19 protein-coding genes are annotated in these 24,494 nt (G+C 64.3%); 2 read left to right on the top strand and 17 right to left on the bottom strand.

The genetic code is table 11. The features are described from left to right. Positions 1–356: 356 nt before the first annotated feature. The 7 genes from HGI30_RS04920 to HGI30_RS04890 all read right to left on the bottom strand — a co-directional run bounded on the left by HGI30_RS04920 (position 357) and on the right by HGI30_RS04890 (position 8,822). Positions 357–1,199: an alpha/beta hydrolase gene (locus tag HGI30_RS04920; protein WP_168906622.1), complete on the bottom strand. Its 843-nt coding sequence runs from the start codon at positions 1,197–1,199 to the stop codon at positions 357–359. A 73-nt stretch (positions 1,200–1,272) separates the two neighbouring features. Next, the gene (locus tag HGI30_RS04915; RefSeq protein ID WP_168906621.1) at positions 1,273–2,148 is read right to left on the bottom strand and encodes a carbohydrate ABC transporter permease; all 876 of its coding nucleotides are present in this window, start codon (positions 2,146–2,148) and stop codon (positions 1,273–1,275) included. Between the two features lie 16 nt (positions 2,149–2,164). Continuing rightward, positions 2,165–3,121, bottom strand: coding sequence for an ABC transporter permease (locus tag HGI30_RS04910; protein WP_235680328.1), 957 nt, complete (start codon positions 3,119–3,121; stop codon positions 2,165–2,167). Between the two features lie 37 nt (positions 3,122–3,158). Continuing rightward, positions 3,159–4,802 (bottom strand): type 2 periplasmic-binding domain-containing protein, encoded by a 1,644-nt coding sequence (locus HGI30_RS04905; RefSeq protein WP_168906620.1) that lies wholly within the window; start codon positions 4,800–4,802, stop codon positions 3,159–3,161. Between the two features lie 1,107 nt (positions 4,803–5,909). Next, positions 5,910–6,668, bottom strand: a complete 759-nt coding sequence (locus HGI30_RS04900; RefSeq protein WP_168906619.1) for a DeoR/GlpR family DNA-binding transcription regulator — start codon at positions 6,666–6,668, stop codon at positions 5,910–5,912. A gap of 347 nt (positions 6,669–7,015) precedes the next feature. Beyond that, on the bottom strand, positions 7,016–7,630 hold the full coding sequence (locus HGI30_RS04895; RefSeq protein WP_168906618.1) for a hypothetical protein: 615 nt from the start codon (positions 7,628–7,630) through the stop codon (positions 7,016–7,018). Positions 7,631–7,859: 229 nt separating this feature from the next. Further along, complete coding sequence (locus HGI30_RS04890) at positions 7,860–8,822, bottom strand: acetylxylan esterase (protein WP_168906617.1); 963 nt, start codon at positions 8,820–8,822, stop codon at positions 7,860–7,862. Positions 8,823–9,051: 229 nt separating this feature from the next. On the opposite strand from HGI30_RS04890, the gene HGI30_RS04885 reads away from it, so the two are divergent. Beyond that, positions 9,052–9,777: a Crp/Fnr family transcriptional regulator gene (locus HGI30_RS04885; RefSeq protein ID WP_168906616.1), complete on the top strand. Its 726-nt coding sequence runs from the start codon at positions 9,052–9,054 to the stop codon at positions 9,775–9,777. Between the two features lie 223 nt (positions 9,778–10,000). On the opposite strand, the gene HGI30_RS04880 is transcribed toward HGI30_RS04885, so the two are convergent. Continuing rightward, entirely contained in the window at positions 10,001–10,651 is a 651-nt protein-coding gene (locus HGI30_RS04880) for a pentapeptide repeat-containing protein (protein WP_168906615.1), read from the bottom strand. 120 nt (positions 10,652–10,771) lie between these two features. Beyond that, on the bottom strand, positions 10,772–11,788 hold the full coding sequence (locus HGI30_RS04875; RefSeq protein WP_206110020.1) for a M15 family metallopeptidase: 1,017 nt from the start codon (positions 11,786–11,788) through the stop codon (positions 10,772–10,774). Positions 11,789–11,977: 189 nt separating this feature from the next. On the opposite strand from HGI30_RS04875, the gene HGI30_RS04870 reads away from it, so the two are divergent. Next, positions 11,978–12,283 (top strand): hypothetical protein, encoded by a 306-nt coding sequence (locus HGI30_RS04870; protein WP_168906614.1) that lies wholly within the window; start codon positions 11,978–11,980, stop codon positions 12,281–12,283. Positions 12,284–12,456: 173 nt separating this feature from the next. Here the strand turns inward: HGI30_RS04870 and pflA are convergent, their stop codons facing one another. From pflA to HGI30_RS04830, 8 genes are all read right to left on the bottom strand, one after another. Next, complete coding sequence (gene pflA / locus HGI30_RS04865) at positions 12,457–13,224, bottom strand: pyruvate formate-lyase-activating protein (RefSeq protein WP_168906613.1); 768 nt, start codon at positions 13,222–13,224, stop codon at positions 12,457–12,459. A 384-nt stretch (positions 13,225–13,608) separates the two neighbouring features. Continuing rightward, the gene (gene pflB, locus HGI30_RS04860; RefSeq protein WP_168906612.1) at positions 13,609–15,876 is read right to left on the bottom strand and encodes a formate C-acetyltransferase; all 2,268 of its coding nucleotides are present in this window, start codon (positions 15,874–15,876) and stop codon (positions 13,609–13,611) included. Between the two features lie 86 nt (positions 15,877–15,962). Beyond that, the gene (gene adhE / locus HGI30_RS04855) at positions 15,963–18,569 is read right to left on the bottom strand and encodes a bifunctional acetaldehyde-CoA/alcohol dehydrogenase (protein ID WP_168906611.1); all 2,607 of its coding nucleotides are present in this window, start codon (positions 18,567–18,569) and stop codon (positions 15,963–15,965) included. Between the two features lie 188 nt (positions 18,570–18,757). Next, positions 18,758–19,306 (bottom strand): DoxX family protein, encoded by a 549-nt coding sequence (locus tag HGI30_RS04850; RefSeq protein ID WP_168906610.1) that lies wholly within the window; start codon positions 19,304–19,306, stop codon positions 18,758–18,760. 994 nt (positions 19,307–20,300) lie between these two features. Then, the gene (locus HGI30_RS04845; protein ID WP_168906609.1) at positions 20,301–20,813 is read right to left on the bottom strand and encodes a hypothetical protein; all 513 of its coding nucleotides are present in this window, start codon (positions 20,811–20,813) and stop codon (positions 20,301–20,303) included. Positions 20,814–21,982: 1,169 nt separating this feature from the next. Continuing rightward, positions 21,983–23,026, bottom strand: a complete 1,044-nt coding sequence (locus HGI30_RS04840; RefSeq protein ID WP_168909732.1) for a PAS domain-containing sensor histidine kinase — start codon at positions 23,024–23,026, stop codon at positions 21,983–21,985. 169 nt (positions 23,027–23,195) lie between these two features. Then, positions 23,196–23,849, bottom strand: a complete 654-nt coding sequence (locus HGI30_RS04835; RefSeq protein ID WP_168906608.1) for a response regulator — start codon at positions 23,847–23,849, stop codon at positions 23,196–23,198. A 40-nt stretch (positions 23,850–23,889) separates the two neighbouring features. Next, the gene (locus HGI30_RS04830) at positions 23,890–24,414 is read right to left on the bottom strand and encodes a GAF domain-containing protein (protein WP_168906607.1); all 525 of its coding nucleotides are present in this window, start codon (positions 24,412–24,414) and stop codon (positions 23,890–23,892) included. Between the last annotated feature and the right edge of the window lie 80 nt (positions 24,415–24,494).

The raw sequence follows: 24,494 nt of genomic DNA, 5'->3' as shown, positions 1-24,494 counted from the left end.
CCCCAGGAGCCTGCCGGCGACAACGCCCGGCGCTGGTGCTGCTCCTCTCCGCCTCCTTGTGGTGAGTGTGGAGGAGTGACAAGCTCATCAAATGCCAGCTCCTACAATCATGGAGCTGGATAAGTCGTACTCAGCCCACCCCGTCTCGGCTCCCAGCCTAGCAGCCGCTTCGCCTTGGCGTTGCTCGACCAGGCCGCATGAGGCGGGCCGGAGCGAGCAAACTCCAGCAACGGCGGGTAAAGCGAGCGGCCGGCTCCGCTTCCGCCCGCCTTCCCGCTCCGCTTCCGCCCGCCCTTCCGCCCGCCTTCCCGCCTCCCTCTCCACGTCCCTTTCCATGTCCATCTCTGTCTCCACGCTCATCTCCATCCTTCCTCTCCGTCCGCAGCATGGCGGCTCTCCGCCTCGCCGCCGCCCAGCGGCAGCCAGTCCAGCACGTCCCGGATCGCCGCGTCCCAGTAGCTCCATTCATGGCCGGCTCCCGGCGTCTCGACATAGGTCAGGTCGATCCGATCCTCGAACTGCCGGCGGAAGTCCAGGTTCAGCCCATAGTTGAAGTCCGCCGTCCCGCAGCCCTGGTAGAAGCGCGGCAGCTTCGTGCCCGCCGCCAGATGCCCTTCCAGCACATGCGCCAGATCGTCGGGGCTGCCGTCGTACGCCTCCGCCGAGCCGAACGTGAGCCGAGCCATGCGCAGCATCGTCTCATTGGCGATCGGCGACTCGCCGGTCAGCCGCGTCCGCTGGCTGAGGCTGCCTGACAGGCTCGCCACGGCGGCGAACCGCTCCGGACAGCGGATGCCGAGCTTGAACGCGCCGTAGCCGCCCATCGACAGCCCGGCCGCGAACGTATCCTCCCGCCGCTCCGACAGCCGGAACATCGCGCCCGCGACGTCCGGCAGCTCCTCGCTCAGGAACGTGAAGTAATCGAGGCCCTGCTGCTGATCGGAATAAAAGCTCAGATGCACCGACGGCAGAAGCACGGCAATGCCCTTCTCCTGTGCGTAACGCTCGATCGAGCTGTAGCGCAGCCAGCTCATGTGGTTGTCCGTCGCCCCGTGCAGCAGGTACAGTACCGGCCAGGGCGGTCCGCTACCCGGCGCCCCCTCCGCCCCGATGGCTGCCCCGCGCTGCGGGATGACGGCCGCGAGCGAGCTCGACAAGCTCAGCGTTTCCGAGAAAAATTCGACTTGCGCCAGCGGCATCGTTCATGCAGCTCCCTTCCGGATGAAAATGAAAAGCAGCCCCCGGACGCCAAGATCCGGGAGCTGCTTCGCGTCAGCCTTTGACCGAGCCGATGAGGGCTCCTTTCACGAAATGCTTCTGCAGGAACGGATACACCGCCAGGATCGGCGCGCTCGAGACGAGAATGGACGCCATCTTCACCGTGAACGGGTTGACCTGCTGCTGCACCGCCACCGAGATTCCCGCCTGGGAGATCGCCTGCGACGTGTTGCTGATGAGGTCCTTGAGCACCATCTGCAGCTGCCACATGTCCTTCTCCGTCGCATACAGCACCGAGGAGAAGAAGTCGTTCCAGTAGCCGACCGCGATGAACAGGCCGACCGTCGCCAGCACCGGCTTGGACAGAGGCAGCACGATGCGGAAGAACACCGTCAGGTCGCTCGCCCCGTCGATCTTGGCCGCTTCCTCGAGCTCGTCAGGGATGCCCCGGAAGAAGCTGATCATGACGAAGATGTTCCACGCGCCGATCGCGCCGGGCAGGATGAACGCGCCGTAGCTGTCGATCAGTCCGAGCATCTTGACGAGCAGGTACGACGGCACGAGGCCGCCGCTGAACAGCATCGTGAACAGGATGAGCAGCGAGAACAGCTTGCCGCCGCGCAGCCTTTTCTTGGAGACGGCATACGCCATCCCCGCCGAGAGGAACGTGCCGATCAGCGTGCCGGCCACCGTCGTGATGATCGTCACCTTGAAGCCCGACAGGATCGAGACGTTCTGGAACACCGCCTGGTACGCCGTGATCGAGAAGCCTGCCGGCACGAGGAACAGCCCCCCGCTCGCCGTCAGGTCGGGGTCGCTGAACGACGCCATAATCATGTACCAGAACGGGTAGATCATGAGCGCCATCAGCAGGATGAAGAACAGGATGTTCGCTACATTAAAGGCGCGTTCGCCTCGGGACAAAGCCATCTCGTCCTCGCCTCCCTTACCACAGGCCTTCCTGGCCGCTTTTTTTGACGATCGTGTTCACGGTCAGGATGAGCGTCATCGCCACCGCCGACTTGAACAGTCCCGCCGCCGTCGCATAGCTGTAGTTGGCCTCCTGGATGCCGACGCGGTAGACGTACGTGTCGATGATGTCGGCGACGTCGTAGACGAGCGGATTGTACAGCAGGAAGATCTGCTGGAAGCCGGCCTCGAGGATGTTCGCCAGGCTGAGGATGACGAGGATGAGGATGACCGGCCGGATCGCCGGCAGCGTCACATGCCAGGTCTGCCTCAGCTTGCCGGCGCCGTCGATGCGGGCCGCCTCGTACAGGTCGGCGCTCACGCCGGCGATCGCCGCCAGATAGATGATCGTGCCCCAGCCGACTTCCTTGTAGATGTCGCTGATGACGAGGATCGAGCGGAAGTACCGCACGTCTCCGAGGAAGTCGATCGGCATGGCGCCGAAGCGCTGCAGGATCAGGTTGATAAGGCCGTCGACCGGATTGAGGAACGTGATGAGGATGCCCGAGAAGATGACCCAGGAAATGAAGTGCGGCAAATAGACGACCGACTGCGCGAAGCGCTTGAACAGCTTGCTGCGCAGCTCGTTGAGCAGCAGCGCCAGGAGGATCGGCAGCGTGAACGACGCGACCAGCTTGTAGACGCTGATGAGGATTGTGTTGCCGAGAATCTCCGTGAAGTCCGGCGAGTTGAACAGACGGGTGAACTGGTCGAACCCGACCCATTCGCTGCCGGTGATGCCTTTGTAGATGTTGTACTCCTGGAACGCGATGATGACGCCGTACATGGGCATGTACTTGAACACCAGCACCAGAAGCAGGCCGGGCAGCAGCAGCAGGTACAGGTAGCGGTCCCGGACGATGTCCTTCAGCAGCGGGCCGCGGGCCTCCCGCGTCCGCTTTCCGGCCATGACGGCCGGCTTCGTTGCAGCCATGTGGCGCTCCTCCTTCAGGCGGGCTTATTGGGCGGGCTTATTTGTACGGCGTGATGTTGGCCTCATACCACTTGTCGTACTCGACATGCTCGGCCTGCTGCTTCTCGAACAGCCCTGCCGCTTCCTCGTCGATCTTCTTGCCGCCGAGCTTCTCGTACTGGGCCGGCCACTTGTCGAACGAATCCAGCGGCGTCTTGCCCGTGATGATGCCCCAGAACAGCTCGTCGCGCACTTTCTTGACGTCGGCGGAGTAGCGGTCCCACTCGGGACGGTCGATCGCCTTGAACACGACGATCTTGTCGCGCATCGGCTGGCTGGTGGCGATCTTGTCCTCGAACATCTTCGTCACTTCCGGCGTGTTCTTGATGTTGGCGGCGTCCTTGCGCTGGATGTACCAGCCGAAGTTGCCGAAGCCGAGCTTGCTGCCTTCCTCCGGCTGGATCGTCGGCGTGAAGATGCCGTTCTCCATCGTGTAGTGCTCGCCCTCGTTGCCGAACGTGATCTTCTTGAACACCTCCGGCGTCGCCATCGTGTTCAGCACCTGCACCGCGCTGTCGACGTCCGTCGCGTCCGTCACGACGAGGTAGCACCAGCCGATGCCCGGATCGGGCAGGTCGGAGCTGAAGCCGTCCGGCCCCTGGATCGGCGCGATCGAGATGTACTCGCCGCTCGGGTTGAGCTTCTTGAAGCTCATGTTGACCGAGTTGCCCGGGTTGAAGTAGTCGACCCAGCGGTAGAACGAGCCGACCTTGCCGGAGGCGTAGATGTCGTTGACCTTGTTGTCGTCGTTGTTGGCGCTCGTCGTCATGCGCGGGTCCATGACGCCTTCCTTGTACAGCTCGCTGAGCAGCTTCAGCACGTCCTTGACCTTCGGATCGAGCGCGCCGAACTGGATCGAGCCGTCGGCGTTCTTGACGAAGTTCTCGACGTCGAGGCCGTAGGCGTAGAAGAATGGCGCGAGCGAGCGGTAGTAGTTGTCGCCGGAGATGCCGTACGTGTCCTTCTTGCCGTTGCCGTCCGGATCGCCGCTTGCGAAGGCGCGGATGACCTCGATGTATTCGTCGAGCGTCTTGGGCGGCTGCAGGCCGAGCTTGTCGAGCCAGTCCTTGCGCACGATCGTCGTCATGTAGCTCGCTTCCGGCACGTCGCCGGGGATGCGGAAGATCTTGCCGCTCTTGTCCCAGTGGTAGAACAGCGTGTCCTTGCGGTAGTAGTCGAGAATTTCCTTGCCGTATTTCTGGAGGGATGGGGTGACGTCCTGCGCGATGCCGGCATCGACCCACTTGGTGTACTCCTTGGTGTCGCCGGTCCACAGGATGCCCGGACGCGTGTCCTTGGCGCTCATGAGCAGGTTGATCTTCGTGTTCAGCTCCGACCAGTCAGGCAGGAAGATCGGCTGCACGTCGACCTTGCGGCCCATCGATTTCTCGAGCTCGCCCTCGAGCGCCTTCTCCGCCCAGGAGTCCGGCGTCTTCGGTCCGGCCATGAGCGCCATCTTGATGGTGAAAGGCTCCTTCGACGCTTCGCCGCCGCTGCCGGCCGCGTTCTCCTTGCCGGTGTCCGAGTTGCCGGCCGCGCCTTCGTTGCCGCCGCCATTGCCGTTGCCGTTGCCGCCGGAGCAGCCGGCCGCCAGCAGCGCCATCGCCATCGTCGCGCTGAGCAGCATCGTCGTCTTTTTCATTCTCCCAATCCCCCAATTGTGAAGTGGATGCGTCATGCAAGCGATGAATTGATTGCGCTTACAAGGAACGGTTTGATTATACGCCCGGGCCGCGGGATCTGTAAACAACAAAATTTAATTTTATTTAATTTATTTAATTTTGTTTATTTTATGTCGAAGGCTGGTGGAAGAAGGAGAGTTCGGGCGGATTGGCGGAGAGAATGGGCGGTGTGAAGGCGTCGAGGAGGCGGCGACGGCGCATTCGGGAGATAGCTTTTTGGGTAGAGATATTTCACCTGATGAGGGTTTGTTGAAAGGCGCGGATGGGATAGGGAGTCAAGTCCGGCGAGCTGCGCGCGGAGCACGGCCTGGGGCGTTGGGATGACGCAGGGATCGGAGGGAAGCGCGAGGGGACGAGGCGGCGTCTGGGCATGAGCGTGAGGGAAGAAAGCGCGCCTGGGCAGGAGAGCGCAGGCGCGACTCGGTGCCTGGGCTGGTATGCGATGGGACGACGCGCAGCCTTGACGCGGGCTGGACGGGAGGGGGGCCGGCTCCGAACGCGTAGGGACGAGGCAATACCTGGGTCTGTTTCTTAAAAAATTTCGCTCGCCCGCATCGACTAATGAGGGGACCGATTCTTAACGAAACTCACAGACGCTATTTCGCTCCAAAAGGCCTTTCAAAATTTCTAACGAAACTCTCAAGCGTTATTGAGCCATTTAGCCTGCAAAATGGGCGTTTCACCCCCTAATAACGCTCCTCAGTTGCGTTACAATTTCAAATGACCTCTTTTAAGACAAATAGCGTCTCGTAGTTTCGTTAGCGCTGGCTGCCCTCCTCTACGATACGAATGGAGCAGGGCTGTCCGACAATCTGACCTTTCGTCCACGCACAAAAAGGACCTCATTTCATCTGAAATGAAGTCTATCAACTTCCAAGCCTGGCCGATCTTCATATTCAGCGCGTTCTTGCGGCTTACGTCTGCGCTCCCGACCTATGCCTTCATGCTCTTTTCGTCGAAATGCCGGCATATGTCGCTTCTTTTTTATCCTGCGGCGCAGATCAGCTCAAGCTGTTCTGCCAGCCAACAGCCTGCGCCATACTCCTCACCTGCCGCCCGCCCTCCGCCTACACCACCAGCACCGCCACGCCGCAGTCCCGCAGCGCTTGCGCCGCCTCGGCCGTGATGCCGTCGTCCGTGATGAGCCGCCCGACCTGCTCCAGGCTGCCGAAGCGCGTGAACGACTGCAGGCCGATCTTGCTGGCATCCGCCAGCAGCACGACCTCGTCGGCCATCCGCAGCATCTGCTGCTTGACCCGCGCCTGCAGCTCGCTGGACTCGCTGAGGCCGCGCTCGACATGCAGCCCCTTGCACGACAGGAACGCCTTGTCGACATGGTACTCCTCCAGCGACCGCTCGGCCGACGGGCCGACGAAGCTGAGCGAGCCCCGCGCCAGCTGCCCGCCGGTGCAGATGACGTGGATCTGCTCCTTGGCCGCCAGCTCTACGGCGACGCGAGCGGAGTTGGTCAGCACGGTGAGCGGCATGTCCGGCAGCTCCCGCGCCATGTACCACGACGTGGAGCTCGCATCCAGCAGGATGCGCTCGCGCTGACGCACCTGCCGCGCCGCCTCCGCCGCGATCCGCCGCTTCTGCGGGGCGAACGTCACCTCGCGCTCCGCGAACGGCGTCTCCGGCTGGGCGTCGCGGACGCTGACCGCGCCGCCGTGCGAGCGGCGCAGCCGCCCCTCCTGCTCCAGCCGGTCCAGGTCGCGGCGGATCGTCTCCTCCGTCACCCGGCACAGCTCGCTCAGCTCGGTGACGCGGATGCTCCCGCGCTCGTTGACCAGCTGCACGATCTGCTCGTAGCGCTCTGCCGCCAGCATGCTTCCTTCCTCCTCGCGGCCGCCGCTTGCGTAAGCACGAGCGGCGGTCCTTCATCTTGTCCTGCGCGGCCTTACGTCGTGCCGGTACTCCCGCATCTCGTCCTGCGCAGCCGGCGAAGCTGCTCCCCTTCATCGACGCCGATTCCGAGCCGCTCCATGATCTACATGACCGCGACCTCGTGCGTCAGCGAAAGGTCCGCCACCGTCGTTTTTTGGATGACGGAGGAATGGGACTTCGAGGACTTCGTTATGCTCGGGTACCGTTTGTTGATGTCGGAATGAGGCTGAATTAACCATATCATGGTTGCAATGAGTTGGATATATGGATCTTCTTTTGAAGATGATTCCTATCGGCCGAGCAGCAGCGAGCGGCAGGCAAGCCGGATCAGTCCATAGGCGAAGCCGTTGGCGGCGCCGGACAGGACAAAAACAAGGGCGAAGCCGTCCCTGTACAGGCTGCCGAGAGCATTCGGCTGGGCCAGGACGACAAACGCCAGCACCAGTCCTCCTCCGAGGACGCCGTGCAGAAGCACCGCGAGCGCAGCCCGGGCCGGGCCGCCTCCTTTGCCGACAATTCGGCCGACCATCCACGACACAGGCACAGCAACGCATAACGTGCCGATCCAGCTGAACAGAAGGACGGGAATGAGAACTCCCGGCTCCAGCAGAAACAAGCTGATGCCTACAGACGCTGCCAGCGGAGCCAAAAACAGAGCCGCCAGATAGGAAAGCAGCTCCGCCTTCATCCGCCGCTCGGCCTCGTGCCGCTGCACGCGCCTCTCGTTCTGGCCGCGCTCGGCAGCTGGATTACGCTCGCTTGCTGGCTCCCGATCGCCTGCTTCCTCGTTTTGGCGCTCGAACTTTTCCGCTGCCTCCTCGCCCCCCGGCAATTCCTGCGAGTTCTCCTTCACGCCCTGTCCTGCAGCCTCTCCCGCACGAACCTTCGTCTCGTCCTCTTGCATTCGGCGCCGCCTCCTCTTCTTCCCTTCTTCTAATTCCAGCCTATTCCAGCTTCACCCCGCCGCCAAGTACGATCTTTCGTAGGCCCCGCTCGCCTGCTTGGCCGCAGCTGGATGCAGACGCCAAAAAGCCGCTTCCGGCAAAAACCGGAAACGGCTGGCTGACGAAAGGAAGCGGTAAACCCGTCTAGGCGGCGAAGGCCTGTCCGGCTGCGCCGAGAGTCCTCGACGTCTACAGGCTCCGCAGCATGAACTGCATGATCGTATCATGCAGGCCCGGCAGCCCTTCGTGCCCGAAGTCGGGGTAAATCTCCAGCGACTTAGGTGCCGTGATCTTGTTGTACGCGGCGAACTGGGTCGACGGCGGGCAGATCGAGTCCATCAGTCCGACGCCCAGCAGCGTCTCGCCCTGGATGCGCGGCGCCAGATGCTGGATGTCGATGTAGCCGAGGCGCGTGAAGATCTCCTGCTCGCGCTTATGCTGCGGATCGAACGAGCGGAAATAATTCCGCAGCTCGGCGTAGGCGTCCTTGGCCAGATCCATCTCCCACACGCGGCGGTAGTCGCTCAGGAACGGATACACCGGCGCCAGCCGCTTCACGCGCGGCTCCAGCGCCGCGCAGGCGATCGTCAGCGCGCCGCCCTGCGACCAGCCGGTCGCGCCGATGCGCTCCGCGTCGACCTCCGGCCTGTCCATGGCGATGCGGGCGAGCTGCGCCGTATCGAGGAAGATGTGCCGGAACAGCAGATCGTCCGGCTCGCCGTCGAGGCCGCGGATGATATGGCCGTTCAGCGTGTTGCCCTTGACGCCGCCGCGGTCCTCGGAGCCGCCGCCCTGCCCCCGGCAGTCCATGGAGAAGACGGAGTAGCCGAGCGAAGCGTAGCTCAGCTTGTCGGCCCAGTCGCCGGCATTGCCGGAGTAGCCGTGAAACTGCAACAGCGCCGCGTGGGGCTCGGGCACGTTTTTCGGCCGGATATACTTGGCATGGATGCGAGCGCCGCGCACGCCGGTGAAGTACAGGTCGAAGCAGTCCGCGGTCGGCACCTGGAAGCTGGACGGCACGAGCTCGACCTCGGGAGCGGTCGCGTCCAGCTCCTGCAGCGCGCGCTCCCAGTAAGCGTCGAAATCGTCCGGTCGTGGATTGATGCCCTCGTAGCGGCGCAGCTGCTCGAGCGGCAGGTCTAGCATTGGCATGGGGAAGGACCTCGCTTCACTAAGTTTGTTTGGTAGCGGGAGAACGCTTTCCTTTCCTTTTACCATGGGCCCCTCTTCTCGTCAACGGTCGCCGACCAACCAGTCAAACCGGCATGCCATACGACGTCGGGCTCGGCTCGTGCGGAGCCGTTCTCTCTGTGAGGACGGTCACATCCCGGCCGTGCGGCATTTGGTACAGTGAGGGCATCAACGGGAGGAGGGCACGATCATGGATGCAGCAAGCGGCTTCACCAAGCAGCAGACGGCTCCGGGCAACTCGGCCGCCTTTTCCGCGGACAGCTTCGCCAAGCTGTCGGCGCTCATGCGCAAGCACCGGATCCCGGCGGGCGGGCATGTGTTCTGGGAGGGCGAGCCGGCGGAGTACTGGTACTACCTGGAGCGCGGCCATGTCAAAGGGCTGAAATCCAGCGCGGAGGGCAAGGCGTTCACGCTGTACCGCTACAAGCAAGGCGACTTCTTCGGCCAGCTCGGCTTCGACGGCGAGCCGTCGCAGAGCTTCAGCGCCGTCGCCCGGACCGACTGCGTCATCCACTTCATCCCTCGCGGCGAGCTGGAGTTCGCGCTGTGGCGGTACGGCAGCCTGGCGCTGGAGTGCATCGGGTGGATGAGCCAGATGAACCGGCACACGCAGACGAAGCTGCGCGACCTGATGCTCTACGGCAAGCCCGGCGCGCTCTGCTCCACGCTCATCCGCATGGCCAACACGTATGGCATGCCCGTGGACGACGGCATCCTCCTCACCGAGCGCATCACCAACTCCGAGCTGGCCGAAACGATCGGAGCCGCGCGCGAAAGCGTCAACCGGCTGCTCGCCGACTATCGCCGTGCCGGCGCGCTGTCGATGCGGCAGGGCCACATCGTCATCCATGACATGGAGCCGCTCATGCAGCTATGCCGCTGCGAGGGCTGTCCGAAGGAAATCTGCCGCATGTAGCGCGCAAAAAAGCCGCCCCGAGTGCTTTTGCTCCCGGGGCGGCCGCGCTTGGCGCCTGAATCGCTCGGCCGCTGCGCTGCTGGGCCGCTCGGCTGCCTGAACCATTTTGCCGCTGCGCTGCTGCTTGGATCGCTCGGCTGCCTGGATGGCCCGGCGGCTGCCTGGCTATGGCGGCTTGGCCTGCCGGGCGGGTGGCAAGGCTTCGCGGACTCCGCTCTTGCGTTCAGTCCTTCAGCACCATGCCGAACAGCGCGGCGAAGACGAACGCCTGCTCGCGCGAGATGATGCAGCCCCGCAGATCGTCCGGACTGCAGGACAGGCCGTTGAATTCGCAATCGCTCAGATCGATGCCCTTGAGCGGCGTCCCGAGCAGCGCGCCGTCGAGCTTGCAGCGATGGAGCTCCGTCTTGGCGAGCTTGGCCATGCAGAAGTCCGAGCGGTTCAACGAGCTGTCGGCGAACACGACCCCTTTGAGGTCGGCGGCCCGCAGGTTCACGTAGTCGAGCTGGCAGTCCTCGACGAGCACGTTGCGCAGCATCGCGTCGCTCAGATCGGCGCCGACGAGCTTGCACGAGCGGAACTGCGCGCGGTGGATCACGGCGCGGCTCAGGTCGGCGTTGGACAGGTCGCATTTGTCGAACAGCACGTCCGTCAGCTCCAGGCTCCGCAGCTGGGCGGAGTCGAACGAGACCCCGCGGAAGACGACGCCGTCGAAGACGACCTTGTCGGCATCCTGCTCCTCCAGCCGCTCTCCTTCGACGAGCCCGTGCTCGAACATGTCCCGCGTGCTCAGCCGCGAGGGCAGCGACAGCCTCTCCGGCTCCGCCGGCAGCCGCGGCGCTTCCAGCTTCAGCTTCTTTCGCGTCTCTCCCATCCTCTACCTCTTTCCCATCGAAATAAGAACATAAGTTCCAGCATAGCGCATGGCGGAGCGGCCGTGCAACCGGCATTCACGATTACGACGTCTGAAGCTGCGAAAACTCCGCCGGCCGGCCTACTCGATGTCGAAGTCGTAGTATCGGCGCGGGTACGGCTCGTCCTTCAGCGTGTAATGCCACCATTCCTTGCTGTAGGGCTTGAAGCCGGCCCGCTCCATCGCCCGCTTGAGCAGAGCGCGCCGCTCCGACGGGGCTTTGCCGATGTTGGGCGTGCCGTGGCTGGAGATGGTCCCGAAAAAATCGAACGGCGAGCCCATGTCGGCCTCCTGGCCCGTCTTCAGCTCGAACAGCGTCAGATCGACCGTGCTGCCCCGCGAATGGCCGGAGCGCGAAGAAATGTAGCCGAGCTGGAACGCCTTCGCCTTGTCCACCTCGGGGTAGAATTCCTCCTTCATCCGCTGGTCGGCGGGGTCCTTGGACCAGGCGACGAACTGCCGCACCGCCTTGGCCGGACGGTAGGCGTCGAAGATCTTGAGGCCGTAGCCCTTGGACGTCACGAAGTCATGGGCTTCCTGGAGCGCCTCCGCCGCCTGCCGGCTCAAAATGGCATAGGGAGCCTTGTAGCCGTCCAGCCTCGCGCCAACGAAGTTATGGTCCGTGTAGTAGCGAATCTCGTATTGAGCCGTCGGAATGACTTCGTCCACATAGACGAAGCCGGACGGCAGCTTGCGCTTGCGTTCGGGCACGGGCTTCTCCTCCTTGGACGGCGCGTCCGGCTTGGGCGTCATCGCCGTCCCCGCCCCGGCTGCGCCCGGCGAAGGCTGCGCGGAGACCGGGCCGTCGGGAGCGGGCGATGCGGCAACGCCCGGCGAGACGGCTGCGCCGGAACCGGCGGCTGCGCGAGGTCCCGCAGCGTCGCCTGGCGAAGCGGGAGCGCCTGGCTCGACGCCGGCTCTCGGCTCGGCGACCGCTCCCGGCGATGCGCCGGCCGCGCCCGGCAGCGCGGCGGCGTTCGCGCTGCTCCCAGCCGCCTCTCGGCCTCCGCTGGCCGCCTCTTGGCCGCCCGCGCCGCAGGCGCTCAGCAGCAGCGCGGCGGCCGCTGCCAGCCAAGCGGCTTTTTGCATTCGACTCATCGTCCACTCCTCCTTCGCGGTCTTCTCCTCTAATTCTAGCGGAGTCGGAGCGGTTGTTCCACCGCCTTCGTCTCCGACGGAAGCGGCAGCCTGTCCGCCCGTTTTTCGTCTGATCCGCAACCGTCTGTGTCGAATTCATGGGACAGGCCATATCTTGGTCTTATCCCAAGCGAAAGAGGTTGATGAAAAATGGCGATTACCGTACCCGTTCCAACGATCGGCAATGTCATCGTGCTGACGGCAGTAGGAGATCAGGCGCAAGGCGGCTGCAGCTTCCCCGGCCCCGGCAACGAAGGCACCAAGACGTTCCTCGTCGCACCCGGCCAGCTCTATGTCGTCGGCTGCAACGGATTCCCGGTCGGAGGCGGCTCCGTCGCGTTCATCGCGGATGCGGATCAGCTCGATGTCCTCGAGCTGGTGACCGACATCCTCCAGCTGGCGGTCGTCCAAGCCCAAGGCGGCTCGATCAACATCTTCAAAGCCGTCGCCGGCTGACCATTCGAAAAGGAGCTGTTTCGGCAGCTCCTTGACTTTCATACGCCACTCGAGAAAAAGCAAACGGGACGAGCTGGAGGTTTCTCCGCTTCGTCCCGTTTGCTTTGTTCCTTGCGATCTGCCGTGCGTAAATCCACATCCAAGGCATCTGCATGCCTTGAATGGTTCGCTCGTCATTCGTAAAGCCTCGCTAAGCGCTTTTGTTCAGCAGCGGCCCCTTCCCGGCGGCCTCGCTCGATCCAGTCGACGGCGCGCTCGACTTCTTTGGCGTCGGGTTCGCGGCAGCCTTCCAGCGAGTAGGATCGTCCGAGCTGCTGCCACTTGAACACGCCCATCCGGTGGTAAGGCAGCACCTCGACCTTCTCGACCGTGCGCAAGCCTGCAAGGAAGCGGCCGAGCTCCAGCAGGTCGGCGGCGTGGTCCGTCAGCTCCGGCACGAGCACGCGGCGGACCCACATCGGGATGCCTCGGCGCGACAGGTGGCGGGCGAACGCCAGGATGCGCTCGTTGGGCTGCGTCGTCAGCCTGCGGTGGCCTTCCGAGTCCATGTATTTCAAATCGAGCAGCACGAGATCCGTCGCCGCCAGCAGCGCCTCGGCGTGATGCGGATCGCAGAAGCCGGAGGAGTCGAGGGCCGTGTGCAGCCCCCAGCGCTTCTTGCATTCGCGGAACAGCTCGGCTACGAACGGGGCTTGCAGCGTCGGCTCGCCCCCGGTGACCGTGATGCCGCCGCCGGAGCTTTTGTAGTCGTCGACGTAAGGCTCGATTTCGGCCAGCACCTCTTCGACCGTGCGCGGCTGGCCCGCCGACGCATCCCAGCTGTCGGGGTTATGGCAATACCGGCATTGCAAGGCGCAGCCCTGCAGGAACAGCACGAAGCGGATGCCCGGACCGTCGAGCGTGCCGAACGTCTCGATAGAGTGGATTCTCCCGGTGTGCATGATGATTCCCTCCCTCGTTCTGGTTCGTTTCGCATGGGCGATCAGCCGTTCTTGCGGTGCCCGACAGCGGAGCGAAGGGAAGGAGCCTGGAGAAGCGGACGCGGTCGCCTTTGAAGGCGGGAATCCACCTTTATGGGAAAGGGGAATCGGGGATTCCTGCGTTCAAGAGCGATCGGAGGGCCCTTCCCTTCGCGCAGCGGCTATCGGCTCCTTCTGGACTACGCGCAGCGGCCATCGACTCCTTCTGGACTACGCGCAGCGGCTATCGGCTCCTTCTGGACTACGCGCAGCGGCCATCGGCTCCTTCTGGACTACGCGCAGCGGCTATCGGCTCCTTCTGGACTACGCGCAGCGGCCATCGGCTTCCTTAGGTCCGCCGCCCCGTCACACCGCCCCGTGGAACGTCCGGTTGATGACGTCCAGCTGCTGCTCGCGCGTCAGCTTGATGAAGTTCACCGCATACCCCGACACGCGGATCGTCAGCTGCGGGTACTGCTCCGGATGCTCCATCGCGTCCATCAGCTGCTCGCGGTTGAACACGTTCACGTTCAAGTGGTGCCCGCCCTTCGCGCCATAGCCGTCGAGCAGCGAGACGAGGTTCTTCACGCGGACGTCGGCTTCCTTGCCGAGCGCCTTCGGCACGATCGAGAACGTGTTCGAGATGCCGTCGAGGCTGCTGTCGTACGGCAGCTTGGCGACCGAGTTCAGCGAGGCGAGCGCGCCCTTGCGGTCGCGGCCGTGCATCGGGTTCGCACCGGGGGCGAAAGGCTCGCCGGCCTTGCGGCCGTCCGGCGTGCTGCCGGTCTTTTTGCCATAGACGACGTTCGACGTGATCGTCAGCACCGACTGCGTATGCACCGCGCCGCGGTACGTCTCATGCCGCTTCAGCTTGGTCATGAAGCGCTCCGTCAGCTCCACGGCGATGCGGTCGACGCGGTCGTCGTTGTTGCCGTACTGCGGATAGTCGCCCTCGATCTCGAAGTCGACCGCCAGCCCGCGCTCGTCGCGCACCGGACGCACCTGGGCGTGCTTGATCGCGCTGAGCGAGTCGGCGACGACCGACAGGCCGGCGATGCCGCAGGCCATCGTGCGCACGAGGTCGGTGTCGTGCAGCGCCATCTCGATGCGCTCGTAGCTGTACTTGTCGTGCATGTAGTGGATGACGTTGAGCGTATCGATGTACAGCCCCGCCAGCCAGTCGAGCATGCCGTCGTAGCGCCTGAGCACCTCCTTGTAGTCGAGCACGTCCGCCGTGATCGGCGCGTACGCGGGTCCGACCTGCTCGCCGAGCTTCTCGTCGACGCCGCCGTTGATCGCGTACAGCAGCGCCTTCGCCAGATTCGCCCGCGCGCCGAAAAACTGCATCTGCTTGCCGATCCGCATCGCCGACACGCAGCACGCGATGCCGTAGTCGTCGCCGTACAGCGGCCGCATCAGGTCGTCGTTCTCGTACTGGATCGAGCTCGTGTCGATCGACACCTTGGCGCAGTATTCCTTGAACGCCTGCGGCAGCTGCTTCGACCAGAGCACCGTCAGGTTCGGCTCCGGCGCGGGACCGAGATTGTACAGCGTGTGCAGGAAGCGGAAGCTGCTCTTGGTCACCCGCGAGCGTCCGTCCAGCCCCATGCCGCCGATCGATTCCGTCACCCACGTCGGGTCGCCGCTGAACAGCTCGTTGTAGTCCGGCGTCCGCAGGAACTTGACCAGGCGCAGCTTCATCACGAGATGGTCGACCAGCTCCTGCGCCTGCGCCTCGTCGAGGCGGCCTTCGGCAAGGTCGCGCTCGATGTAGATGTCGAGGAAGCTGGAGATGCGCCCGATGCTCATCGCCGCGCCGTTCTGCTCCTTGATGGCCGCGAGGTAGGCGAAATACAGCCACTGCACCGCTTCCTGGGCCGTCGCGGCCGGCTCCGACAGGTCGAACCCGTACGAGGCCGCCATCTGCTTCAGCTCGCCGAGCGCCCGGACCTGCTCGGACAGCTCCTCGCGCTGGCGGATAAGGCTCTCGCTCATCGGCGCGCCCTCGCGCTGCTTCAGCTCGGCCTTCTTGTCGGCGACGAGCCGATCGACGCCGTACAGCGCCACGCGGCGGTAGTCGCCGATGATGCGGCCGCGGCCGTAGGCGTCCGGCAGGCCGGTGATGATGCCGGCCTTGCGCGCCAGGCGCATCTCCGCCGTGTAGGCGTCGAACACGCCCTGGTTATGCGTCTTGCGGATGTCGGTGAACGTCTTCACCATCGCCTCGTCGGCCTTGTAGCCGTACGCCTCGCAGGCGTCGATCACCATGCGGATGCCGCCGAAAGGCTGCACGGAGCGCTTCAGCGGCGCGTCCGTCTGCAGCCCGACGACCCGCTCCAGCGGCCGGTCGATGTAGCCGGGGCCGTGCGAGACGATCGTCGAGACGACGTCCGTCGAGATGTCGAGCACCCCGCCATTGTCACGCTCCCGCTTCAGAAGCCGCAGCACCTCCTCCCACAGCGCGCGCGTCGCCTCCGTCGGCTCGGCGAGGAAGCCCTCGTCGCCCTCGTACGGGGTCAGATTGGCGCCGATGAAGCCGCTCACGTCGATGGCGCGCTGCCAGTTGCCGCGACGGAACCCCCTCCAAGCCTCCTGTCCTTCCGCCGCTCGGATTTCCTTTTCGTAGATGGCCATCGTGATCCTCCTCCTTTGATGGATTCGCCGCCAGCTGCGGCGATCGCTTGGCCGCCGCAGCGCGGCCGTCCTCCTCGACCTGCCGCCTAGAAGCGCCCGTAGAACGCATTCCGGTACACGTCGGCCAGCTCGGTGACGAGCGGCATGCGCGGGTTGGCGGTCGTGCATTGGTCCTCGAAGGCGCGGTCGGCGAGCTCGTCGACGCGGGCCTCGAAGTCGCTCTCCTCGAAGCCGAGCGCCTGGAACGATTCCGGAATGCCGAGCGAGCGGTTCAGGCCCCGGATCGCCTCGATCAGGCTGGCGACGGCTTCCTCCGTCGTGCGGGCCGGCAGGCCGAGCAGGCGGGCGATGTCGGCGTAGCGCTTGTCGGCGATGAAGTGGCCGTATTTCGGGAACGAAGCGAACTTCGACGGCGGCGACGCGTTGTACCGGATGACATGCGGCATCAGGATCGCGTTCGTGCGGCCGTGGGCCGTATGGTACTGGCCGCCCCACTTGTGCGCCAGGCTGTGGTTGATGCCGAGGAAGGTGTTCGCGAACGCCATGCCGGCGATCGTCGAGGCGTTGTGCATCTTCTCGCGGGCTCGCGGGTCCGCTTGATGGTACGACGCCTCCAGGTTCTCGAACACGAGCTGGATCGCCTTGAGCGCGAGGCCGTCCGTGTAGTCGTTCGCCATGACCGAGACGTACGCCTCGATCGCATGCGTCAGCACGTCCATGCCGGTGTCGGCGACCGCCGTCTTGGGCAGCGTGTAGACGAAGTCGGGATCGACGATGGCGACGTCCGGCGTCAGCTCGTAATCGGCGAGCGGGTACTTCGTGTTGCCCTTGTTCTTATCCGTGATGACGGCGAACGAGGTGACCTCCGAGCCGGTGCCCGACGTCGTCGGGATGGCGACGAACTGGGCCTTGCTGCCGAGCCGCGGATACTTGTAGATGCGCTTGCGGATGTCCATGAACTTCATTTTCAGCGAGTCGAAGCTCGTATCCGGGTACTCGTAGAACAGCCACATCGCCTTGGCCGCGTCCATCGGGGAGCCGCCGCCGAGCGCGATGATGCAGTCCGGCTTGAACGCCGCCAGCATGCGCGTGCCGCGCTCGACCGTCTCGACCGACGGATCGGGCTCGACGTCCGAGAACACCTCGATCGCGATCGGCAGCCGCCGCTTGCGCAGGTAGTACTCGACCTTCTCGACGTACCCGAGCTTCACCATCGCCTCATCGGTGACGATCGCCACGCGGGTGATGTCGGGCATCTTCTCCAGGTACTGAATAGCGCCGCGCTCGAAATAAATCTTCGGCGGAATCTTGAACCACTGCATATTGTTGGTCCGGGTCGCCACGCGCTTGATGTTGATGAGGTTCACCGCCGATACGTTGTTCGTCGTCGAGTTGCTGCCGTAGGAGCCGCAGCCGAGCGTCAGCGACGGCAGGTTCGTGTTGTAGATGTCGCCGATCGCGCCATGCGTCGACGGGGAGTTGACGATGATGCGGCCGGTCTGCAGCCGCTTCGCGAACGCCGCGACGACCGCGTCGTCCTGTGAGTGGATGACGGAGGAATGGCCCATCCCGCCGAAGGCGACGACCTGCGCGGCGCGCTCGATGCCCTCCTGCGCCGTCTTGACCTTGTAGCAGGCGAGCACGGGGCTGAGCTTCTCGGCGGAAAGCGGGTATTTCTCGCCGACGCCTTCGAGCTCGGCGACGAGCACCTTCGTGCCGGCCGGGACGGCGATGCCGGCCATCTCGGCGATCTTGACGGCCGACTGGCCGACGATGACGGCGTTGACCGCGCATTTGTCGCTGTGGATGACGAGCTTGGAGACAGCGGCCTTCTCCTCCTCGTTCAGGAAATAGCAGCCCTTCTCGCTCATGAGCCGCTTGGCCTCGGCATAGATCGGCTCGTCGAGGATGACAGCCTGCTCGGAAGCGCAGATCATGCCGTTGTCGAACGTCTTGGACAGGATCAGGTCGGTGACCGCCTGCTCCAGGCTCGCCGTGCGCTCGATGAAGCAAGGCACGTTGCCGGGACCGACGCCGAGCGCCGGCTTGCCGGTGCTGTAGGCGGACTTGACCATCGCCGAGCCGCCGGTGGCGAGCACGAGCGCGATGTCCTTGTGGTTCATGAGCCGCTGCGTCGCCTCGACGGACGGATGCTCGATCCACTGGATGCAGTGCTCGGGAGCGCCTGCGGCGACGGCCGCCTGCAGCAGCGTGCGGGCTGCCTCCGTGCTGGAGCGCTGCGCCGACGGGTGGAACGCGAACACGATCGGGTTGCGGGTCTTGGCCGCGATCAGGGCTTTGAACATCGTCGTGGAGGTCGGGTTTGTCACCGGCGTGATGCCGGCGATGACGCCGACGGGCTCGGCGACCTTGCGGTAGCTCTCGTGGACGTTCTCTTCGATGACGCCGACCGTCTTCTCGTTCTTGATGCTGTGATAGATATATTCCGTGGCGAAAATATTCTTGGTGATCTTGTCTTCGTAGACGCCGCGTCCGGTCTCCTCGACCGCGAGCTTCGCGAGCGGCATGTGCCGGTCGAGGCCGGCCAGCGCCATCGCCTGCACGACTCGGTCGACCTGCTCCTGGTCCAGGTTCAGGTACGCCGCCTGGGCCTTTCTGGCCCTTGCGGCCAGCTCGTTCACCTCGTCCTGCGCGGATGCGGCCTGCAGCTGGGCTTTCTCTTTTATCGCCATCTCTCTCCTGCCTCCTATCGGTCCCATGGGGACCGTTTGAATGGGTGCCGATCACATGGGGGGCTGATGGACCGCCGTTCCCCTTGCCCCGGCGAGCCGGATCGCATCAGGCTCCAACCCGGATCCGGCTCTTTTTCGGGGCTGTCTATGAGGTCGATCTGGATGGGCATGCTCTGGTTCGCGCCGGATCAGTGCTTGGCGGCCTTCTTGGCGAACAGTCCGCCGCGTCCGGCGCCGGCGTCCTGGCCTCCGCGCTCGTTCCACCAGTTCCGCACATGCGGCTTCAGCAGGCCGTCGAGGCCGAACCGTCCGGCATTGGTTCCGGCGAAGAAGATGATCGTGCCGATCAGGAGCAGCCACGGGTTCGTGCTTACCGTTCCGGCGAAGAGGAACAGGAAGTTGAGCATCATGCCGAAGAAGGCTGCCGTCAGCGTCAGTCCGCCGACGATGAGGCCGAGGCCGATCAGGAACTCGCCGACCGGGATGAGGAAGTTGATGATCTTGACGTTCGGCAGGGCGACATGCTCGATGAACCAGGTGTAGGTCGGGAACAGCACCTCCTGCGTCGCCCGGTCGGCGACCGGCTTGGCAACTGCGTTCTGGAGGAAGCCTCCGGCATCGAAGCCGTCCCTCATCTTCTCCCAGCCGTGCGTCATCCAATCCCAGCCGACATATACCCTCAGCAGCAGGATCGCTGCCCCTACCCATACATTCTCGCGGAACCATTTGGCGACCATGACGGTCAACCCCTCTCGTGATTTGGTGTGGCCTGCCCGCCCTTGCGGGCCTGCTTCCTTGCTCTTCTGCTCGATGCGGTTTTGCTGGATGCCGGCTAGCTTGATGCGGTTTTGCTGGATGTGGTTTTGCTCGATGCCGGCTAGCTTGATGCGGTGTTGCTGGATGTGGTTGTGCTCGATGCCGTCTAGCTTAATGCGGTGTTGCTTGATGCGGTGTTGCTTGATGCGGTGTTGCTTGATGCGGTGTTGCTTGATGCGGTGTTGCTTGATGCGGTTATGCTAGATGCCGGCTAGCTTGATGCGGTGTTGCTTGATGTGGTTATGCTAGATGCCGGCTAGCTTGATGCGGTGTTGCTCGATGCGGTGTTGCTTGTTGCGGTGTTGCTTGATGCGGTGTTGCTTGATGTGGTTATGCTAGATGCCGGCTAGCTTGATGCGGTGTTGCTTGATGCGGTGTTGCTAGATGCCGGCTTGATCGATGCGATCTTGCTTGATGCGGTGTTGCTCATGGCTGCTGTACGAAGGCGCCCTGCTCTAGCCGTCCTGGTGGATGATTCTTCCTTGCCCTTTCATTATGGCTGCTGTCCCGCCGGCCCGATGTGCGATCCATCACGTTTGCCGCGCATTGTTGTGAATATTTTCACATAATACCGCGCAGCTTGGAGCTTTTCTGTTTCGGCAGCGCCGCCCTGACCCGGTCCCTCCGCTTCAGCGACCTTGCACCTCGGCCTGGTCCCTCCGCTTCAGTGGCCTCGCACCTCGACCTGATTCCCCCGCTTCAGCGGCCTCGCACCTCGGCCTGTCCCTCCGCTTCAGCGGCCTCGCACCTCGGCCTGGTCCCTCCGCTTTAGCGACCTCGCACCTCGGCCTGGTCCCTCCGCTTCAGCGGCCTCGCACCTCGGCCTGGTCCCTCCGCTTTAGCGGCCTCGCACCTCGGCCTGGTCCCTCCGCTTCGACAGCGTACCGCCCCGACTCGAAGCCTGCCTTTGCACGGTTAGAAATCGTAGCGGTTGGAACGGTCCTTCAGCTGCTGCACCAGCTCTTCCTCTTCCAGCATGCGGTTTTTGAGGACTGCATACGCCTGGAGCAGAGGGGAGGTCAGTTTCCGCGCCTCTTCCGGCGCCAGCGGCACCGCCGTATGGCCAAGACGCTCGTGAAAACGTTCCAGACATCGGTCGGCAAGGCCGTACTCATGGTCCATGAGCGCGAACAGATTCGGCTCTTCTCCCCAGTACCAGGTCACATATGGCAGAAACTCCGTCTCGACCCAGCGCGCATGCTCGTGCCAATCCTCTTGCAGCTGCAGTACCTGGCTCGTCAGCTTGCGAAACTCTCGGCTCAGCACGGCCGGCTCCTGCAGATGCCGGACGGAGCAGGTCTGCCGCACGAGCGCCTGCAGCTCCGACTGAAGCTTTTCCTGCTCGCGGGATGCTCGTTCCACCGCGATCTCAGGCGCGGGATGCGTCCTCGTCTCGGGCCATTCGTCTTGCAGGGCCATGGTGCTCATCTCCATCAACCTCCTCGGTTTCATGGCTTTAGTGTACCCTCTGCCTCCTGTTTCGTATGTGAAAAAAATCACATTAAAGAGAAAAGAAAAGCCCGCCTCGATCGTCGGGACGGGGCCGCACGGGAACTGGGGAGACTGGCGGTGAGGAGCGGGCTCGAGTAGGGACTGGGGGTGCGGGGGAGGACTGTCAGAGTCGGGCGCCCGAGGAAGTCTGGCGAAGAAGAGCCGACCCGGTGCCGGGAGGACTGGCGGAGACAGGCCGAACGGAGACGGGCAGCACGGAGACGGGCAGTGCGGAGACGGGCAGTGCGAAGGCAGGCAGTGCGAAGGCAGGCAGTGCGAAGGCAGGCAGTGCGAAGGCAGGCAGTGCGAAGGCAGGCAGTGCGAAGGCAGGCAGTGCGAAGGCAGGCAGTGCGAAGGCAGGCAGTGCGGAGACGACCCGGTGCCGGGCAATCTGGTTGAGCTCGAGCAGAGCGGGACCTTGCCGAGGGGCAAGCCTCCTGTAGAGGCATCCTCGGCGCTAACGAAACTAGGAAGCGCTATTTGGCGATTTTGCAGCCTTTTTTGCCGCTAACGAAACTGAGGAGCGCTATGTGATTGAAAAAGTGGCTTCAGTAGCGATTTCGGCAGCAATAAGACACGTCAGTTTCCTTAGAATTTAGTTAGGCGTGAATTTGACGGAATAAGGCTTGTGAGTTTCGTTAGATTTCCAGGCCGGAGAGCAGGGATGCCCCTGCACGCTGAACTGCTCGGTTTTTTCGCGCCACTGATCTTTGTTCTGCCCCTGCACGCCAAGCTGGTCGGTTTTCTCGCGTCACTCCCCTCCGCTCTGCCCCATTCACGCTGAGCTGCTCGGTGTTCCGCGCCACTCCCCTCGTTCTGCCCCTGCACACCAAGCTGCTCGCTGTTCCGCGCCACTCCCCCCGTTCTACACCTGCACGCTGAGCTGCTCGGTCTTTCCGCGCCGTTCCACTCCCCCCGTTCTGCCCCTGCACGCCCAAGCTGCTCGCTGTTCCGCGCCACTCCCCCCGCTCTGCCCCATGCACGCCGAGCTGCCCGGTTATTCCGTTCGTTCCACTCCCCCCGTTCTGCCCCATGCACGCCGAGCTGCTCGCTGTTCCGCGCCGCTCACGCTCCGCAGGTCGGCAACCCGAGGCCGAAAACCGGCCTTACGGCTGCCTCCGCTTCGCCGGCAGCGTCAGCTTCACGACGGTGCCGCGGCCCGGGGCCGAGCGCACCTCCAGCGAGCCTCCGGCCGCACGTGCGCGCTCCTCCATGCTGAACAGCCCGACGCCGCCGCTGTGCGGCTGCTGCGGCTCGAAGCCGACTCCCTCATCCGAGACCGCCGCCTCCAGCCGGCCGTCCTCCTCTTCCTTCAGGATGACGGACGCCTCGGATACGCCGGCGTACTTGGCCAGATTCGTCAGCGCCTCCTGTACGACGCGGTACAGCGCCGTCTCCGCTCCGAGCTCGGGCCTTCGGGACAGCGTCGAGACGAACCGGACGCGGATGCCATAATGGCGCTCAAAGTTCTGGATATAGGTGCGAAGCGCCGGCACGACGCCGAGATCGTCGAGGACGGACGGCCGCAGCTCCCAGGCCATGCCGCGCACCTCCGCCATGAGCTGCGATACGTCGGTCCGCAGCGACTCGAGCCGCGCGTCGGCCCCCTCCGACAGCATGCGGTCGAGCGATATCTTGAGCGAGAACAGGCTTTGGCCGATGCCGTCATGCAGCTCGCGCGAGAAACGCCGCCGCTCCTCTTCCTGGATCTGCATCATGCCGGCCATCGCCTGCTGCAGCTGGTCCTGCGTCTCCTTGAGCTCCGTCACCTCGTGGCGGATCGCCAGATACTGATACGGCTTGCCGGACTCGTCCGCGAATGGCACGATCGTCGTGTCCACCCAGTAGAGCCGGCCCGTCTTGGAGCGATTGCGAATCTCGCCCTTCCACACTTGTCCAGAAGAGATGCGGCTCCACAGCTCGCGGAAAAAAGCCCCGTCATGATGCCCGGACTTGACGATCCGGTGCGTCTGTCCGAGCAGCTCCTCGCGCGTGTAGCCCGAGATCGCGCAGAAGCGGTCATTGACGTAGCGGATGCGGCCCGCCGCGTCGGTGACCGCGACGATCGACGCCTCGTCCAGCGCGAACTTGACGTCGGACAGCTGCCGCAGCGACTGGCGCAGCTGCTCGCGGAACGACGGGTCGTCCATCTGCGTGCCGATGCCCTCCAGCAGCAGGTCGACGTTCGCTCCGATTCCGCCCGGAGACGGAGTGCCGGCAAGCTCCGGGACGGTTGGCTCCGCTCCCGCCACCGTCGATTTCCTAGGCTGCGCTACCGCCGAAGACTCCGGCAGCGCGCCTTCCCTTTGCCGGCCCGTCTCAGTCAAAATTCAACAGTCCCTTCTTGGCCGCGTATCTCACCAGATCCGGCCTCGTCCGCAAGTCGAGCTTCTCCATCAGGTTGCTCTTGTGGCTCTCGACCGTCTTGACGCTGATGAACAGCTGCTCGGCGATCTCCTTGTTGGAATAGCCCTGCGCCACCTTGGCGAGAATCTCGCGCTCGCGGTCGGACAGCGACTCGAAGCTGCCGGCATAGTCTCCGCTGCGCGCCTTGTCGAGATAGTCGCTCATGAGCCGCTTCGTCGCGGACGGGGATAGATAGGCCTGCCCCGCCGCCACATGGCGCACCGCTCCGAGCAGCTCCTCATAAGGAGCGCTCTTCAAGATGTAGCCCGACGCCCCCGCATGGATCGCGCGGAACAGATACTCCTCGTCGTCATGCATCGTCAGGATCAGCACGGCGACATCCGGCAGCCGCTTCTTGAGCTCCGACGTCGCGCTCAGCCCATCCTTGCCGTGCGGCATGCTGAGATCCATCAGCACGACATCCGGCCGCAGCTCCAGCGCCTTCGCGATCGCCTCGTCCCCGTCCGCCGCCTCGCCCGCCGCCGTCAGCCCGTCCCGGCCGTCCATCAGCTGGACGAGTCCGGACCGGACGACCGCATGATCGTCGACGATCAATACCTGTATCAAACGATCCCCTCCTTGCTCCTGCGCGTTTGGCTCCAGTGTATCACAGCGGTCCGCCCGGCGGCTTGCCCGCCCCCGGCGCCATCTCCGCCGCGCGCGGCTCGCGGCCGCCGTCCCGGTCGCGCCGGCTGCCAAGGCCGCCGACCATGATCGCCTCCAGCCGCCTCGCCGCCGCTTGCGCCGCGAGCCGATCCGCATCGGCAAACGCTTTCGGACTGCGGCTGCCGATAAGCAGCACGCCGCTCGGCCTGGCGCTGGCCAGCAGCGGCACCGCATACGCCGAGCAGAGGCCTTCCGCGATGAGCAGCGGATAGTCCTGCAGCTGCCGCCCGGCCCGCAGCTCCGCCGCCTGCAGCGCCATCGGCCGGCCTACCTTCAGCACGGTGCCGGCCAGCCCCCGGCCCGGCCGCTCCGCCATGATGCGGTAGCGGTCGCTCGCCGCTCCGGACGCCGCCTTCCAGCGCAGCCCGCCTCCCTGCGCAGCGACCCCCGCGACCGCCACGTCGCAGCCGAGCTCGCGGCGCAGCCGCTCCAGTTCCTCCTGGCCGCCCTTTTCCCCCTCCGTCATGACCGCTTTCCCCCTTCTGGCGCATCCGGAGCTCCCCTGCCGCAGATGGTCCCAGGGGCCGACGCCTTCCCTACGTTCCA

The organism is Paenibacillus albicereus, from assembly GCF_012676905.1.
In the GTDB taxonomy this organism is placed as follows: Bacteria; Bacillota; Bacilli; order Paenibacillales; family Paenibacillaceae; genus Paenibacillus_O; species Paenibacillus_O albicereus.
Note: the sequence above shows the minus strand (reverse complement) of the source record. Positions and strands in the feature narration are given on the sequence as shown.